20 protein-coding genes are annotated in these 15,459 nt (G+C 34.0%); 18 read left to right on the forward strand and 2 right to left on the reverse strand.

Annotated features, from left to right (window positions below):
- Positions 1-2 precede the first annotated feature (2 nt).
- From rplR to DG508_RS02865, 18 genes are all read left to right on the forward strand, one after another.
- Positions 3-359 carry a 50S ribosomal protein L18 gene (gene rplR / locus DG508_RS02780; RefSeq protein WP_108866678.1) on the forward strand — a complete coding sequence of 119 codons (357 nt, stop codon included), beginning with the start codon at positions 3-5 and terminating at the stop codon, positions 357-359.
- A gap of 6 nt (positions 360-365) precedes the next feature.
- Positions 366-890, forward strand: coding sequence for a 30S ribosomal protein S5 (gene rpsE, locus DG508_RS02785; protein WP_103863695.1), 525 nt, complete (start codon positions 366-368; stop codon positions 888-890).
- Between the two features lie 11 nt (positions 891-901).
- Positions 902-1,081, forward strand: a complete 180-nt coding sequence (gene rpmD / locus DG508_RS02790) for a 50S ribosomal protein L30 (RefSeq protein WP_103863696.1) — start codon at positions 902-904, stop codon at positions 1,079-1,081.
- Positions 1,082-1,090: 9 nt separating this feature from the next.
- Positions 1,091-1,543 (forward strand): 50S ribosomal protein L15, encoded by a 453-nt coding sequence (rplO, locus tag DG508_RS02795; RefSeq protein WP_108866679.1) that lies wholly within the window; start codon positions 1,091-1,093, stop codon positions 1,541-1,543.
- A gap of 10 nt (positions 1,544-1,553) precedes the next feature.
- Complete coding sequence (secY, locus tag DG508_RS02800; RefSeq protein ID WP_108866680.1) at positions 1,554-2,894, forward strand: preprotein translocase subunit SecY; 1,341 nt, start codon at positions 1,554-1,556, stop codon at positions 2,892-2,894.
- Complete coding sequence (gene infA / locus DG508_RS02805; protein WP_008613577.1) at positions 2,894-3,109, forward strand: translation initiation factor IF-1; 216 nt, start codon at positions 2,894-2,896, stop codon at positions 3,107-3,109. The genes secY and infA overlap by 1 nt, the downstream gene beginning before the upstream one ends.
- Before the next feature lie 119 nt (positions 3,110-3,228).
- Positions 3,229-3,345: a type B 50S ribosomal protein L36 gene (gene ykgO / locus DG508_RS02810; RefSeq protein ID WP_013621733.1), complete on the forward strand. Its 117-nt coding sequence runs from the start codon at positions 3,229-3,231 to the stop codon at positions 3,343-3,345.
- Positions 3,346-3,347: 2 nt separating this feature from the next.
- The gene (gene rpsM, locus DG508_RS02815; protein WP_103863699.1) at positions 3,348-3,722 is read left to right on the forward strand and encodes a 30S ribosomal protein S13; all 375 of its coding nucleotides are present in this window, start codon (positions 3,348-3,350) and stop codon (positions 3,720-3,722) included.
- Between the two features lie 8 nt (positions 3,723-3,730).
- Positions 3,731-4,114: a 30S ribosomal protein S11 gene (gene rpsK / locus DG508_RS02820; protein WP_027392532.1), complete on the forward strand. Its 384-nt coding sequence runs from the start codon at positions 3,731-3,733 to the stop codon at positions 4,112-4,114.
- A gap of 127 nt (positions 4,115-4,241) precedes the next feature.
- Positions 4,242-4,847 (forward strand): 30S ribosomal protein S4, encoded by a 606-nt coding sequence (rpsD, locus tag DG508_RS02825; protein ID WP_108866681.1) that lies wholly within the window; start codon positions 4,242-4,244, stop codon positions 4,845-4,847.
- A gap of 24 nt (positions 4,848-4,871) precedes the next feature.
- On the forward strand, positions 4,872-5,864 hold the full coding sequence (locus tag DG508_RS02830) for a DNA-directed RNA polymerase subunit alpha (protein ID WP_108866682.1): 993 nt from the start codon (positions 4,872-4,874) through the stop codon (positions 5,862-5,864).
- A gap of 61 nt (positions 5,865-5,925) precedes the next feature.
- Entirely contained in the window at positions 5,926-6,405 is a 480-nt protein-coding gene (rplQ, locus tag DG508_RS02835; RefSeq protein WP_108866683.1) for a 50S ribosomal protein L17, read from the forward strand.
- A 196-nt stretch (positions 6,406-6,601) separates the two neighbouring features.
- Positions 6,602-7,711, forward strand: a complete 1,110-nt coding sequence (gene carA / locus DG508_RS02840) for a glutamine-hydrolyzing carbamoyl-phosphate synthase small subunit (protein WP_108866684.1) — start codon at positions 6,602-6,604, stop codon at positions 7,709-7,711.
- A gap of 194 nt (positions 7,712-7,905) precedes the next feature.
- Complete coding sequence (gene eno / locus DG508_RS02845) at positions 7,906-9,195, forward strand: phosphopyruvate hydratase (protein ID WP_108866685.1); 1,290 nt, start codon at positions 7,906-7,908, stop codon at positions 9,193-9,195.
- Positions 9,196-9,371: 176 nt separating this feature from the next.
- Positions 9,372-10,658 carry a citrate synthase gene (locus tag DG508_RS02850; RefSeq protein WP_108866686.1) on the forward strand — a complete coding sequence of 429 codons (1,287 nt, stop codon included), beginning with the start codon at positions 9,372-9,374 and terminating at the stop codon, positions 10,656-10,658.
- Between the two features lie 192 nt (positions 10,659-10,850).
- Positions 10,851-11,813 carry an arginase gene (gene rocF / locus DG508_RS02855; protein ID WP_108866687.1) on the forward strand — a complete coding sequence of 321 codons (963 nt, stop codon included), beginning with the start codon at positions 10,851-10,853 and terminating at the stop codon, positions 11,811-11,813.
- Positions 11,814-11,847: 34 nt separating this feature from the next.
- The gene (gene ctlX / locus DG508_RS02860; protein WP_108866688.1) at positions 11,848-12,756 is read left to right on the forward strand and encodes a citrulline utilization hydrolase CtlX; all 909 of its coding nucleotides are present in this window, start codon (positions 11,848-11,850) and stop codon (positions 12,754-12,756) included.
- A 58-nt stretch (positions 12,757-12,814) separates the two neighbouring features.
- Positions 12,815-13,225 (forward strand): RrF2 family transcriptional regulator, encoded by a 411-nt coding sequence (locus DG508_RS02865; protein WP_103863706.1) that lies wholly within the window; start codon positions 12,815-12,817, stop codon positions 13,223-13,225.
- Between the two features lie 21 nt (positions 13,226-13,246).
- Here DG508_RS02865 and DG508_RS02870 read toward each other — a convergent pair whose 3' ends face one another.
- Together DG508_RS02870 and DG508_RS02875 are read right to left on the reverse strand one after the other, a co-directional pair.
- Entirely contained in the window at positions 13,247-13,897 is a 651-nt protein-coding gene (locus DG508_RS02870) for a chromophore lyase CpcT/CpeT (RefSeq protein WP_108866689.1), read from the reverse strand.
- An 81-nt stretch (positions 13,898-13,978) separates the two neighbouring features.
- The gene (locus tag DG508_RS02875; protein WP_108866690.1) at positions 13,979-15,406 is read right to left on the reverse strand and encodes an SDR family oxidoreductase; all 1,428 of its coding nucleotides are present in this window, start codon (positions 15,404-15,406) and stop codon (positions 13,979-13,981) included.
- Positions 15,407-15,459 lie beyond the last annotated feature (53 nt).

The following is a 15,459-nucleotide window of genomic DNA, read 5'->3' on the forward strand; positions in this document are numbered from 1 at the left end:
TTATGGCATTCTCAAAAGATTTAAGAAGATTAAAGATAAGAAAGCGTATCCGTGGTAGTGTAAACGGAACAGAACAACGTCCTAGATTATCTGTTTTTAGAAGTAACAAAGAAATCTATGCGCAAATCATAGATGATGTATCTGGTAAAACTATCGGTGCAGCTTCTTCAAGAGATAAAGACATTGCTTCAGCAGCAGGAAATAAAATAGAAAAAGCAAACTTGGTTGGAAAAGCGCTTGCAGAAAAAGCTAAGAAAGCTGGTGTAGAAACGGTATCCTTTGATAGAGGAGGATATTTGTATCACGGTAGAATAAAATCATTAGCAGACGGTGCTAGAGAAGCAGGACTTAAATTCTAAGAAATTATGTATCAAAAATATAAAAACGCAGAATTAGTAAAACCAAGCGGGCTTGAACTTAAAGATCGTTTAGTAGGAGTACAACGTGTAACTAAAGTAACTAAAGGTGGTAGAGCCTTTGGATTTTCTGCGATAGTTGTTGTAGGTGACGAAAACGGAGTAGTAGGTCACGGTTTAGGTAAGTCTAAAGAAGTAGCAGAAGCTATTGCAAAAGCAGTAGAAGATGCAAAAAAGAATTTGGTTCGTATACCATTGCATAAAGGGACATTACCACATGAGCAAAAAGGTAAATATGGAGGAGCACGTGTATTGTTAATGCCCGCTGCTACTGGTACAGGAGTGATTGCAGGTGGTGCAATACGTGCGGTACTAGAAGCGGTAGGAGTACATGACGTACTTTCTAAAAACCAAGGATCGTCTAACCCTCACAATGTAGTAAAAGCAACATTTGATGCATTGTTACAATTGCGTAGTGCGCAACAAGTAGCAGTTCAACGTGGTGTTTCATTGGAGAAAGTGTTTAAAGGATAAATTCAGGAACGATGGCAAAGATTAAAATTACAAAAGTAAAAAGTGCGATTAACCGTACTCAAAGACAAAAGAGAACCTTAGAGGCTCTTGGTCTTAAGAAGATCGGCCAGGTTGTGGAGCATGATGATACTCCTAATATCCTTGGGATGGTAAATAAAGTTAAACATTTAGTTTCGATAGAAACAAAATAATATAAGCACATGGATTTAAGTAACTTAAAACCTGCTGCAGGTTCAGTAAAAAACAATACTAAGCGAGTAGGTCGTGGACAAGGTTCTGGAAAAGGAGGAACTGCCACTCGTGGTCACAAAGGAGCAAAGTCACGTTCTGGATATTCTAAAAAGATTGGTTTTGAAGGTGGGCAAATGCCACTTCAGAGACGTGTGCCAAAATTTGGTTTTAAGAACATTAACAGGAAAGAGTATCAGGGGATTAATTTAGACACACTACAAAAATTAGTAGATGATGGAAAAATTACTGATACTGTTGACTTAGATGTGATTTTAGCTACACGTCTTGCGGGGAAAAATGATTTGGTTAAAATATTGGGAAGAGGTGAACTGAAGGCAAAATTAAAAGTCTCAGCTCATAAATTTACATCCACTGCAAAAGCTGCTATAGAAGCAGCAGGTGGTGAAGCAGTAACCTTATAATTGACGATTCATGAAATTTATTGATACAATAAAAAACATTTGGAAAATCGAAGAACTAAAAAATAGAATCTTAGTAACACTTGGATTGCTATTGGTATATCGATTAGGAGCACAAGTTGTACTTCCAGGAATAGATGCTTCGAAGTTAGCAAGTTTAGGATCTCAAACCCAAGATGGTTTGTTGGGATTACTTAATGCATTTACAGGAGGAGCGTTTGCTAATGCTTCTGTGTTTGCACTAGGTATTATGCCGTATATATCTGCATCCATTGTGGTGCAGTTGATGGGTATCGCAATTCCTTATTTGCAAAAACTACAAAAAGAAGGAGAAAGTGGTAGAAAAAAGATCAACCAAATTACGCGTTGGTTAACTATTGCTATTACCTTGATTCAAGGTCCTGGATATATCTATAATTTGTTTGCAACACTTCCTGCATCGGCATTTAGTACTGAGATAAGTCAAACTGTTTTTGTTGTATCTTCTGTAATCATTATATCTACAGGTTGTATTTTTGCAATGTGGTTAGGTGAAAAAATTACGGATAAAGGTATTGGTAACGGTATATCTCTATTAATTATGGTAGGTATTATAGCAACGTTGCCACAATCATTCGTACAAAACTTTTCTTCTAGAGTATCAGGAGAAGGGGGAGATATGATTATGGTATTGATAGAATTAGTAATATGGTTTGTTATAATATTAGCATCGGTATTATTAGTTATGGCAGTGCGCCAAATACCAGTACAATATGCTAGACGAACTGCAGGTGGAGGATACGAAAAAAATGTTTTCGGTTCTCGCCAGTATATTCCATTAAAACTAAATGCTTCAGGTGTTATGCCAATTATTTTTGCGCAAGCAATAATGTTTGTACCAGTAGCAGTTGCAGGTCTTTCAGATTCTGAAACTTCTCAAGGAGTAGTGGCAGCATTTAGTGATATTTTTGGATTTTGGTATAATTTGGTATTTGCTTTGTTGATTATCATATTTACTTATTTCTATACTGCAATTACGGTGCCTACAAATAAAATGGCAGACGATTTAAAACGTAGTGGAGGTTTTATTCCAGGAATTCGTCCAGGAAGTGAAACATCTGAATATTTGGATAAAATAATGTCTCAGATTACATTGCCAGGATCTATTTTCTTGGCCTTAATAGCTATATTTCCTGCAATTGCAGTAAAGCTATTAAATGTTCAGCAAGGTTGGGCATTGTTCTTTGGTGGAACTTCTCTGCTAATTATGGTAGGAGTTGCTATCGATACAATGCAGCAAGTTAATTCTTACCTTCTAAACAGACATTACGACGGATTAATGAAAACGGGTAAAAACCGAAAAGCAGTAGCATAATGGCAAAACAACCAGCAATAGAACAAGACGGAAGTATAATTGAAGCATTATCAAATGCAATGTTCCGTGTAGAACTAGAAAATGGTCACGTAGTGACAGCACATATATCTGGTAAAATGCGTATGCATTACATCAAATTATTGCCAGGAGATAAGGTGAAGTTAGAAATGAGTCCTTATGATTTGACCAAGGCTCGTATAACATATAGATACTAAATAAATTAAGAATATTGTATTTTAAGATTTTTTGTGTACTTTTGCAGGCCGAAAAATCTTGTTACTGATTTCGTTCATAAAGCACAAAAATGTGTTTTATGGATATAAAAAACAAAAAGATGAAAGTTAGAGCATCAATAAAAAAGAGAAGTGCCGAGTGCAAGATTGTGCGTAGAAAAGGCCGTCTTTACGTAATTAATAAAAAGAATCCTAGATTTAAACAAAGACAAGGGTAATTATGGCAAGAATTGCAGGGGTAGATATACCTAAACAAAAGCGAGGAGTTATAGCGTTAACCTATATCTTCGGAATTGGTAGAAGTAGAGCTAAAGAAATTTTAGAAACTGCCAAAGTAGATGATAGTATAAAAGTTTCTGATTGGGATGATGACCAAATTGGTCGCATTCGTGAAGCCGTTGGAGCCTATACCATTGAAGGAGAATTACGTTCTGAAGTACAGTTAAATATTAAGCGTCTTATGGATATAGGATGCTATAGAGGTATACGTCACAGAGCTGGTTTACCGCTAAGAGGACAACGTACTAAGAATAACTCTAGAACACGTAAAGGAAGAAGAAAAACAGTTGCTAACAAGAAAAAAGCGACTAAATAATAAGTAGTATGGCAAAGTCAACTTCAAAAAAACGTAAAGTAATTGTTGAATCTGTAGGAGAAGCGCATGTAACTGCTTCTTTTAACAACATTATTGTGTCGTTAACAAACAAAAAAGGAGACGTTATTTCTTGGTCTTCTGCTGGTAAAATGGGATTTAGAGGTTCTAAAAAGAACACTCCTTATGCTGCCCAATTAGCTGCAGAAGATGCTGCTAAGGTTGCAATCGAAGCAGGTCTTAAGAAAGTAAAAGTATACGTTAAAGGTCCTGGTAACGGTAGAGAATCAGCGATACGTTCTATTCACAATTCTGGAATAGAAGTTTCTGAAATCATCGATGTTACGCCAATGCCGCATAATGGATGTCGTCCTCCAAAAAGACGTAGAGTTTAATTCTAATCCTGAACTTGTTTCAGGATCTTTTTACATATAATAAGTAAATCTAATTGATGAGAGATTAAGATTATCGAAGGAAAGAGACCTTAATTCATAATCACTCTCAGTAACTAAATTATTAATAATGGCAAGATATACTGGTCCAAAAACTAAAATCGCTCGTAAATTTGGTGAAGCGATATTCGGAGATGATAAATCATTCGAAAAAAGAAATTACCCTCCAGGTCAACATGGAAACAATAGACGTAGAGGGAAAAAAAGTGAGTACGCTATCCAGTTAATGGAAAAGCAAAAAGCAAAATATACATATGGTGTTCTTGAGCGTCAGTTCCGTAATATGTTTGAAAAGGCAACTCGTGCACAGGGTATTACTGGTGAGGTGTTACTTCAGCTTTGTGAATCTCGTTTAGATAACGTGGTTTTCAGAATGGGATTGTCTAATTCTCGTAGAGGTGCAAGACAATTAGTTTCTCATAGACATATAACTGTAAATGGAGAGCAAGTAAATATTCCTTCATATCAGTTAAGAGCAGGAGATGTTGTTGGAGTAAGAGAGAAATCAAAATCATTAGAAGTAATTCAAAATTCATTGGCTAACAATAGTAAGGTATATGAATGGATTACATTTAATAATGATACAAAACAGGGGACATTTGTTTCTGTTCCGGCTAGAATTCAAATTCCGGAAAATATTAATGAACAATTCATTGTCGAATTATACTCTAAGTAATAACGCTAAAGAAGAAACAATAACATGGCAATATTAAATTTTCAGAAGCCCGATAAAGTTATCATGATTGACTCTACAGAGTTCAATGGTAAATTTGAGTTTAGACCATTAGAACCTGGATATGGATTAACAGTGGGTAACGCTTTACGAAGAGTTTTGCTATCTTCTTTAGAGGGATTTGCTATAACTTCTCTTAGAATAGAAGGTGTAGATCACGAGTTCTCTGCAATATCTGGTGTAGTAGAGGATGTAACAGAAATTATCTTAAATCTTAAGCAAGTACGTTTCAAGCGTCAGATTGAAGATATAGATAATGAGTCTGTGACAATTTCTATTTCTGGACAGGAGCAATTAACAGCTGGAGATTTTCAGAAATTTATTTCTGGATTTCAAGTGTTAAATCCTGATCTGGTTATCTGTAATATGGATAAAAAAGTAGCACTTAATCTTGAGGTTACCATAGAAAAAGGTAGAGGTTATGTTCCTGCTGAGGAAAACAAAAAAGCGAATGCTCCTATTGGTACCATTTTTACAGATTCTATTTACACTCCTATTAAGAATGTAAAGTATAGTATAGAGAATTATCGTGTAGAGCAAAAAACAGATTACGAAAAATTAGTTTTCGAAATTGTAACTGATGGATCAATTCATCCAAAAGATGCATTGACAGAAGCAGCTAAGATTTTAATACATCACTTTATGTTATTCTCTGATGAGCGTATTACGCTTGAAGCTGATGAAATAGCACAGACTGAGACTTATGATGAAGAATCACTTCATATGAGACAGTTGTTGAAAACAAAGTTGATCGACATGGATCTTTCTGTAAGAGCGTTGAACTGTTTAAAAGCTGCAGAAGTAGATACATTAGGAGACCTTGTATCTTACAATAAAAATGATTTGATGAAGTTCCGTAATTTTGGTAAGAAATCTTTGACAGAGCTAGAAGAATTAGTGAACGTTAAAGGGCTTAACTTTGGAATGGATCTTTCAAAATACAAATTAGATAAAGACTAATTTCATCATAATTTGCTCCCCAAAGTGGGTAGATGCAAGATGATGATTAAATTAAAATGTCATGAGACACGGAAAAAAAGTAAATCACCTAGGTAGAAAAACAGCTCATCGTAAAGCAATGCTTGCGAATATGGCTTGTTCCCTAATTGAGCACAAAAGAATTAATACAACTGTAGCAAAGGCAAAAGCTCTTAAGCAGTTTGTTGAACCTTTGGTGACAAAATCTAAAGATGATACAACTCATAATAGACGAATTGTATTCAGTAAATTGCGTAATAAATATGCAGTAACTGAATTGTTTAGAGAAGTAGCATCTAAGGTTGGTGATAGACCAGGTGGGTACACTAGAATTATAAAGCTAGGTAATCGACTAGGAGATAATGCTGATATGGCAATGATCGAATTAGTAGATTATAATGAATTATATAACGCTGGTAAGCCTGCTAAGAAAAAAGCAAGGAGAAGAGGTAAAGGAGGAAAGAAAACTGAATCTGCACCTGTTGCGCCAGCAGCTGAAACCACTAGTTCTGAAGAAGAATAAATGGGAAATGCGAATCGCACATAATAATGTAAAGGATAGACGTTCATCGTTTATCCTTTTTTTTTGATAGATTTTAAAAAAAATCTAGATTAAAAGACTTTAAAAAAATAAATATCAAATTGAAAAAGGGGAGGTGGATATAGCGGGGCTATTATATCAATTTCGCCAAATTATAACAAACAATTATTTAAAACAGATGAAATATCAATCTCGGAAAAAAGCAATTCTTTTATTGGCAGATGGTACAATTTTCCATGGCAAAGCTGTAGGAAGAGAAGGGAGCGCCTTTGGTGAAGTGTGTTTTAATACCGGTATGACAGGGTATCAAGAAATCTTTACTGACCCATCATATTATGGTCAGTTAATGGTAACAACAAATGCTCATATTGGTAACTATGGAACCAATAAGCATGAAATAGAATCAGACTCTATAAAAATAGCAGGTTTGATAGTCAAAAATTTTAGTTATGACTATTCTAGAGATCTTGCAGATAGTTCTCTGCAAGAGTTTTTAGAAAAACATAATCTTCTTGCAATTTCTGATGTTGATACTAGGGCATTGGTAAGTTATATTAGAGATAATGGAGCCATGAATGCTGTTATCTCAACAGAAATTGACGATATCGATAAATTAAAAGAAAAATTGGCTGCTGTACCTGATATGAATGGTTTGGAATTGGCATCAAAAGTATCTACTAAAGAGCCATATTTTGTAGGAGATCCTAATGCAACCTATAAAATTTCAGCTTTAGATATCGGAATTAAGAAAAATATTTTGCGCAATCTGGCAAAAAGAGATGCTTATATAAAAGTGTTTCCTTATGATACTACTTTTGCAGAGATGAGCGAATGGAATCCTGATGGTTACTTCTTGTCAAATGGACCTGGAGACCCAGAGCCTTTAACACAAGCTATTGCAACAGCAAAAGAAATTATAGCAAAAGATTTACCATTATTCGGTATTTGTTTAGGGCATCAGGTGGTAGCATTGGCTAACGGGATTGGTACTTATAAAATGCATAATGGGCATAGAGGGATTAATCACCCGGTTAAAAATCTGATAACTCAAAAAGGAGAGATAACATCGCAGAATCATGGTTTTGCTATACGAAGAGAAGAAACAGAAAAACATCCAGATGTAGAGATTACCCATGTACATCTTAATGATGATACAGTTGCAGGTATAAAAATGAAAAATAAGAACTGTTTTTCTGTGCAATATCACCCAGAAGCAAGCCCAGGTCCAAATGATTCGACATATCTTTTTGATCAATTTATAGAAAATATAAAAAAAGCAAAAGCTTAAGGAGGTGCCAGTAGTGTAGTTGTAGAAATTAGAAATGTCTTTTGGTAAGGTTTTGATCTATAACGTTGTAGTTAATAACTTGTTGAGGATACTGTCATTTCTATACTAAATTATAGTTTTTTGAAAGACGCTAAAAATTACTGGTTTTGTATATTGCAGAGAATTAAAATTATCCAACAAAATAAATTAAAAAAATGAGTGTAATTATTAATATTCACGCTAGACAGATCTTAGATTCACGAGGAAACCCTACAGTAGAGGTAGACGTGATTACCGAAAACGGTATTTTAGGTAGAGCTGCAGTTCCTTCTGGAGCATCTACAGGAGAACACGAAGCTGTAGAATTACGTGATGGAGGAAAAACCTTTATGGGTAAAGGAGTTCTGAAGGCTGTTGAAAATGTTAATACAATAATTGCTGAAGAGTTATTAGGGTATTCTGTGTTTGAGCAAAATCTATTAGATCAAACAATGATCGAATTAGATGGTACACCTAATAAATCAAAACTTGGGGCAAACGCTATATTAGGAGTTTCATTGGCAGCGGCAAAAGCAGCAGCAAATGAGCTTAATATGCCATTGTATAGATATGTAGGAGGAGTTAGTGCAAACACACTACCAGTACCAATGATGAATATTATTAATGGAGGATCTCATAGTGATGCACCGATTGCGTTTCAAGAATTTATGGTAATGCCTGTAAAAGCAGAAAACTTTACACATGCAATGCAAATGGGGACAGAGATTTTTCATAACCTAAAAAAAGTACTACATGATCGTGGATTGAGTACTGCAGTTGGTGATGAAGGAGGGTTTGCTCCAGCGTTAGATGGTACAGAAGACGCTTTAGATTCGATAGCTTTGGCAGTAGAAAAAGCTGGATATAAATTTGGAGAAGATGTAATGGTAGCTTTAGATTGTGCAGCAGCAGAATTTTTTGTTGATGGTAAATATGATTACACAAAATTCGAAGGAGATAAAGGAGTGATTCGTACAAGTGAAGAACAAGCAGATTATTTGGCAGAATTAGCAGCAAAATATCCAATCATTTCTATAGAAGATGGTATGGATGAAAATGATTGGGATGGTTGGAAATACCTAACAGATAAAATTGGTGATAAAACGCAGTTAGTAGGAGATGATTTGTTTGTAACAAATGTAGAAAGGCTTTCTAGAGGAATTAAAAATGGGATTGCAAACTCTATATTGATAAAAGTAAACCAGATAGGAACTCTTACAGAAACTATAGCAGCTGTAAATATGGCTCATAATGCAGGGTATACATCTGTAATGTCTCATCGTTCAGGTGAAACAGAAGACAATACTATTGCAGACCTTGCTGTAGCTTTGAATACTGGACAGATCAAAACGGGATCAGCTTCTCGTAGTGATAGAATGGCAAAGTATAATCAATTACTTCGTATAGAAGAAGAGCTAGGAACTATAGCATACTATCCAAAAGAAAATGCTTTTAAGGTGAAATAAATACCTTGTAGGAAAAGTATAAAAAAGGAGGTGTCTTGTACAAGGCACCTCCTTTTTTTTGACTACGATAAAAATCAATTTTAACCCCAAAATTGATCCTCTCATTAATACTATTTTAACACTATATTTCGTACTTTAGCATTTCTACAATAACAGCAAAATTCTAAAATAATCAAATGTCAAAAAAAGCTACGTTAGAAATCGACGGTAATAAGTACGAGTTTCCAATTATAGAAGGAACAGAGAACGAATTAGGAATTGATATTAAGACACTTAGAGGCGCAACTGGAGGGGTTACTACAATTGATCCTGGGTATAAAAATACTGGAAGTTGTGAGAGTGGTGTCACTTTTCTCGATGGAGAAAAAGGAATCCTGAGATACCGAGGATATTCTATAGAAGAATTAGCAGAAAAAGCTGATTTCTTAGAAGTTGCTTATTTGTTAATTTTTGGAGAATTACCAACAGCAGCAGAATTAGAAAAATTTGATAGCGATATAAAAGAAGAATCTCATGTAGATGAAGACATGAAGAAAATCCTTGATGGGTTTCCTAAAAGTGCGCATCCAATGGGAGTATTGTCATCATTAACCAGTGCATTAATTGCTTTTAACCCTGGATCTGTAGATGTTGATTCTGAAGAAGAAATGTACGGAGCTATTGTGAAAATATTAGCAAAATTCCCTGTACTTGCAGCTTGGACGATGAGAAAACGAAAAAGTCTTCCTTTGGATTACGGAGATAACTCATTGGGCTATGTAGAGAATTTACATAAAATGATGTTTGCTAGACCAAACAAGTCATATGAGGCTAATAAGATTGTTAATGATGCATTGGATAAATTATTAATACTTCATGCGGATCATGAGCAAAACTGTTCTACTTCAACAGTGAGAATAGTAGGTTCTTCTCATGCGGGACTATTTGCATCGTTATCAGCAGGGATTTCTGCATTGTGGGGGCCACTTCACGGTGGAGCTAATCAAGCGGTTATAGAGATGCTTGAGGCAATTAAAGAAGATGGAGGTGATACCGCTAAATATATAGCTAAAGCAAAAGATAAGAATGATCCGTTCCGTTTAATGGGGTTTGGGCATAGAGTATACAAGAACTTTGACCCAAGAGCTAAGATTATAAAAAAATCGGCAGAAGAAGTATTAGGAAACTTAGGGATAGAAGATCCAGTTCTTGATATAGCAAAAGGGTTAGCAAAAGTGGCACTCGAGGATGAGTATTTTGTACAAAGAAAATTATACCCGAATGTTGATTTCTATTCTGGTATTATATATAGAGCTTTAGGCATTCCTACAGAAATGTTTACTGTGATGTTTGCTTTAGGTAGATTACCAGGATGGATTGCTCAATGGAGAGAAATGAGGCTTCGTAAAGAACCAATAGGAAGACCAAGACAAATATATATTGGAGAAAACGAAAGATCTTTTGTAACAGTAGAAAAGAGATAAAAGATTCAAGTATAAAATAAAAGCCTTACATTATAAAAAATAGTAGTAAGGCTTTTGTTGTTTTATTACCATACATTTCAAAATGTAGATTGATAAAACAAGGTAGAAGAAGAACAGAATAGAGTAAGTAAATAGAGTAAAAGTTGTTTTGCTTGTTTGTTATTTTTTAAGCAATTAAAACAGGAGTACACAATGAAAGAAATAAAATTAGTAAAAAACAGATCAGATATTGGTGCGGGAACCAGAGGTTCTGATATGGGGATTGATGCAATAGAAATTGCAGCAATAAATCATAAAGATGATTATTTTAATCTTTATGATTTTGAAGATGTAGAAACAGAGAATGAAACTATATACAATAAAGTAAATAATTCATTTGCTAAACGAATAGGTAGCGTATTAAAAGTTTGTACTAGATTAAGTGATAGTGTGTCTACTAATCTTAAAAACAATGCGTACCCTATTGTTTTGTCAGGAGACCATTCTTCTGCTTTAGGAACAATAAGTGGAATAAAAGCAGCGTATCCAACAAAAACATTAGGAGTTGTTTGGATAGATGCTCATGCAGATATACACTCACCATATACGTCTCCATCTGGAAACATACACGGTATGCCTTTGGCTGCTGCATTAGCTACTGATAATATAGATTTGAAAACAAATCAAGTATTAGAAGAGACAGCAGATTTGTGGAATAAAATGAAAAATATAGGTATTGATGGTCAAAAAGTAGCACATCAACATGTAGTATATTTTGGGGTAAGAGATACAGAGGAAGCAGAAGAAAAGATAATAGCAGATAATGATATCAAAAATTATACTGTAGAAGAAATGCGCTATCGCGGTTTTGATAAGTGTCTTGAAGAAGCTGTTCAAAGATTAGAATCTTGTGATATTATTTATGTGTCATTTGATGTGGATAGCATGGATTGTGATTTGATATCAAAAGGAACAGGTACTCCTGTGTCCAGAGGATTTGATATTGATGAAGCTATTCGTATAATTAAGACATTTATAGAAACTGAAAAAACAGTATGTTTTGAAGTTGTAGAGGTTAATCCTACTTTAGATAATAAGGGGAATAAGATGGCAGAAGCAGCTTTTGAAGTACTAAAGGCAACAACAGCAACGATTTCTCAAAAAATGATAAATTAATTATTTGAAAACACAAGTAACTAATACTGTAGTAATGATTCGTCCAGTAGAATTTAGGATGAATGAACAAACTGCTGTAAATAATTATTATCAAAAAGCAGTAAGCTTATCCCCTCATGATATTCTGGAAAAAGCCATACAAGAGTTTGATACTTTTGTAGCAGTGCTAAAAGAGAAAGGAGTGCAAGTGATTGTGATTGAAGGTGATATAGGAAAAGATACGCCAGATGCAGTCTTTCCTAATAATTGGGTGTCATTTCATCAAAATGGAAATGTTGCATTGTATCCTATGTTTGCCGTAAATCGAAGAAAAGAACGTAGGCCAGAAGTTTTGGATTATATTGAAACTTCTGGTTTTGATATACAGAATATAATAGATTATACAGAAGCCGAAAACGAAGAGCTTTTTCTAGAAGGCACTGGGAGCTTGGTGTTAGATAGGGTGAATAGAAAAGCATATTGTGCTCTTTCTTCAAGGGCAGATGAAGACTTGCTTATCGAGTTTTGTGAAGATTTTGAATATTTACCTGTTATATTTACGGCTTATCAAACAGTTGACTCAAAAAGGTTACCAATATATCATACTAATGTCATGATGGGAGTGGGAGAAACATTTGCGATAGTATGTCTAGAGTGTATTGATGATAAAAAAGAAAGGAAAAACCTTATTAATCATTTAAAAAATGATGGTAAAGAGATACTATCAATTACAGAAGATCAAGTGGTTGGATTTGCAGGTAATGTGTTACAGGTTGTAGGATTAAAAGATAAACGTTATCTTGTAATGTCATCATCAGCATTTAAAAGCTTTACAGGGGATCAAATTACCAAAATACAACAGCATTGTGAAATTCTTTATAGTGACCTTACTACTATCGAAACATTAGGAGGTGGGAGTGCACGTTGTATGATGGCAGAAATTTTTCTTCCTAAAAAGGGGTAAGTGAATTTTGAATCACAAGGGATAATACAAAAACGGTAGGATTGTAATCAATTAGAATATGCTTTCAAAAAAAACGAAATATGGCTTAAAAGCACTTACTTATATTGCAAGAAAGAAATGTAATGAACCAGTATTGATTTCTGAAATAGCAAAAAGTGAGAATATTTCTCAGAAATTTTTAGAAAGCATTCTTTTAACTTTAAAGAAAACGGGATTTCTAGGATCCAAGAAAGGAAAAGGAGGAGGGTATTATCTTATTAAAGAACCAATAGATATTACAATGGCATCTGTAATAAGAGTGCTAGAAGGCCCCATAGCTATGGTTCCTTGTGTAAGTCTTAATTTTTATGAAAAATGTGATGATTGCCCCGATGAAGCTTTGTGCGCAGTACATAGTGTTATGATAGAGGTAAGAGATAGTACTTTGAAGGTTTTGGAGAATAAAACACTAGCTGATTTTATAGTATAACCCAATTTCAAACAAAAGAAATTAATTGTCTACGATTTTTTTGTATTTAAAAGGTCCTTTTATATTTCCCCAAACTTGCTTTCCTTTTTTATTGTATCCTTTGGTCCAAATAGATATTTTGTCCCTGCTTACTACATATGAACTGGTAGAATAATTAAGCTGCTCTGGACTGCAATAACATGATTTTTTACTTGTTTTTCCAGAGTATATTGTAGAAGTTTTTTTCTTAAAATAGACATGACACCCAGTTTCTAATTTAAGGCGTTCAATGGATAGGTTATCAAAGAACTCAAGATTATTAATCATTGATTTTTTACCTTCTTTAGGAGTATCGTCCTTATGATTTTTTATGTTTGAAATTTTATAAATTGTTTTCTTAAAAGTAGAAGAATCCATTCGTTCATAATGAGATATTGTTTGATTATGGATTTTTTGGTTTTCTTTAGCACTATAAACCTCAGAGTATACCCAATAACCAGGTCTGTCTTCCCAGATTCTAATATTTACTAGATTAAGGTGAGAAAAACTCGTGTCGTTTTCAACTTGTTCTTTATTAGAAAACTTGCCAATTAATAGTGTTACCAAGTTATGCAATTCAGCATCTTTTACAGGCTTAGAATTACACGAAGTAAATAGTGTTGGTAGAAAAATAATTAGCAAAAGTTGCCTCATACAGTAATTTTAATAAATATATAAAAAAAACTAAAAAAAAAGCGATTTATCGATAAAACTTAGCGTTTTGTCCTAGTATAATTAGTTTATTAACGTAATTTTACGAACCATACCTCTGAAAATAAAGTAATGAAAAGGAATCATTAAATACCAATATAATCTACCCCAGATTCCTTTTGGTCTAAATGTAGCAGTAAGATGTAAGATGTTTTCCTTATCGATAATGAATTCTAGCCAAGCTTCACCAGGAATACGCATTTCAGCAAATAATAATAAACGCATATCATTTTTATCAGCAACCAATACTCTCCAGAAATCTAGAGAATCACCAGAAAAAATTTGATCAGTATGTGTTCTACCTCTTCGTAAACCAACTCCCCCCATAAGTTTATCAAAATCACCTCTTATTTTCCACATCCAATTTCCGTAATACCAACCAGTATCTCCTCCAATTGACCAAATACGATTAAGTGTTTTTTGTGTGTCTATAACTCGCGTCTTTTTCTTATCTGTAAAACAACCACGTTTAGGAACACTAATGTGTTTTTGAATACTTTTTTTAAAACGACCACTTACCATAGAATCTTTCCAACTAGAAACCACTTGATTTTGTTCAATTTTCAAGAAAGCTAGATCAAGTGCTTTACCATAAGTTATAGGAGTGATTTTTAATATTTGTTGTAAGCGATTGTCGTTTGCAATCACAGGAATGCGCATGCTATCTACAAGATTTAGTGCTAATTTGTATGATGTAGACGTTACAAAGTACAACCAGTAAGATGATAAGCGGGGAGTCATAATTGGTAAGGTGATTATAGATAGCTTAATCCCTCTCTTTTTTGCATATAGTTTTAGCATTTCTCCATATGTAAGAATATCAGGGCCGCTAATATCATATGATTGGTTGTAGCAAATCGATTTGCCCAATACACCAGTCATAAAATGAAGAACATCTCTTATAGCAATAGGTTGCGTTTTTGTATTCACCCATTTTGGAGTGATCATAAGAGGGAGTTTTTCACATAAATCTCTAATGATTTCAAACGAAGAGCTGCCAGAGCCAACAATAATACCAGATCTTAACACAGTAAGATTATAGTTGCCTTGATATAAAATTTTTTCTACGTTTTTCCGAGACCATAAATGTTTTGATAAATTTTTTTCATTAACAATACCGCTTAGATAAATCACCTGTTTAAAAGAGGTATGTTTTGCATAGAGATTAAAGTTTTGAGCAGATAATTCTTCTTTTTTATCAAAATCTGTAGTAGAAGAACTCATAGAATGAATGAGGTAATATGCTATATCAATGTTTGAAGGAAGAATAGAAGAGTCTGGGGGGGTTAGAAAATCTATTTCTACTACTGATACTTTTTTTTGAAGCTCCTTATCTATAGATAGCCTATTTTTATCTCTTACACAACATATAATTTCATGACCAAAACTTAGAAGTAAAGGGAGTAACCGCATTCCAATATATCCATTAGCACCAGTAAGAAGGATTTTCATTTTTAATTATAAGATACAAAGAAATACAATAGAATGCTTGATTATATTGCTTT

Source organism: Aquimarina aquimarini (genome assembly GCF_900299535.1).
GTDB lineage: Bacteria > Bacteroidota > Bacteroidia > Flavobacteriales > Flavobacteriaceae > Aquimarina > Aquimarina aquimarini.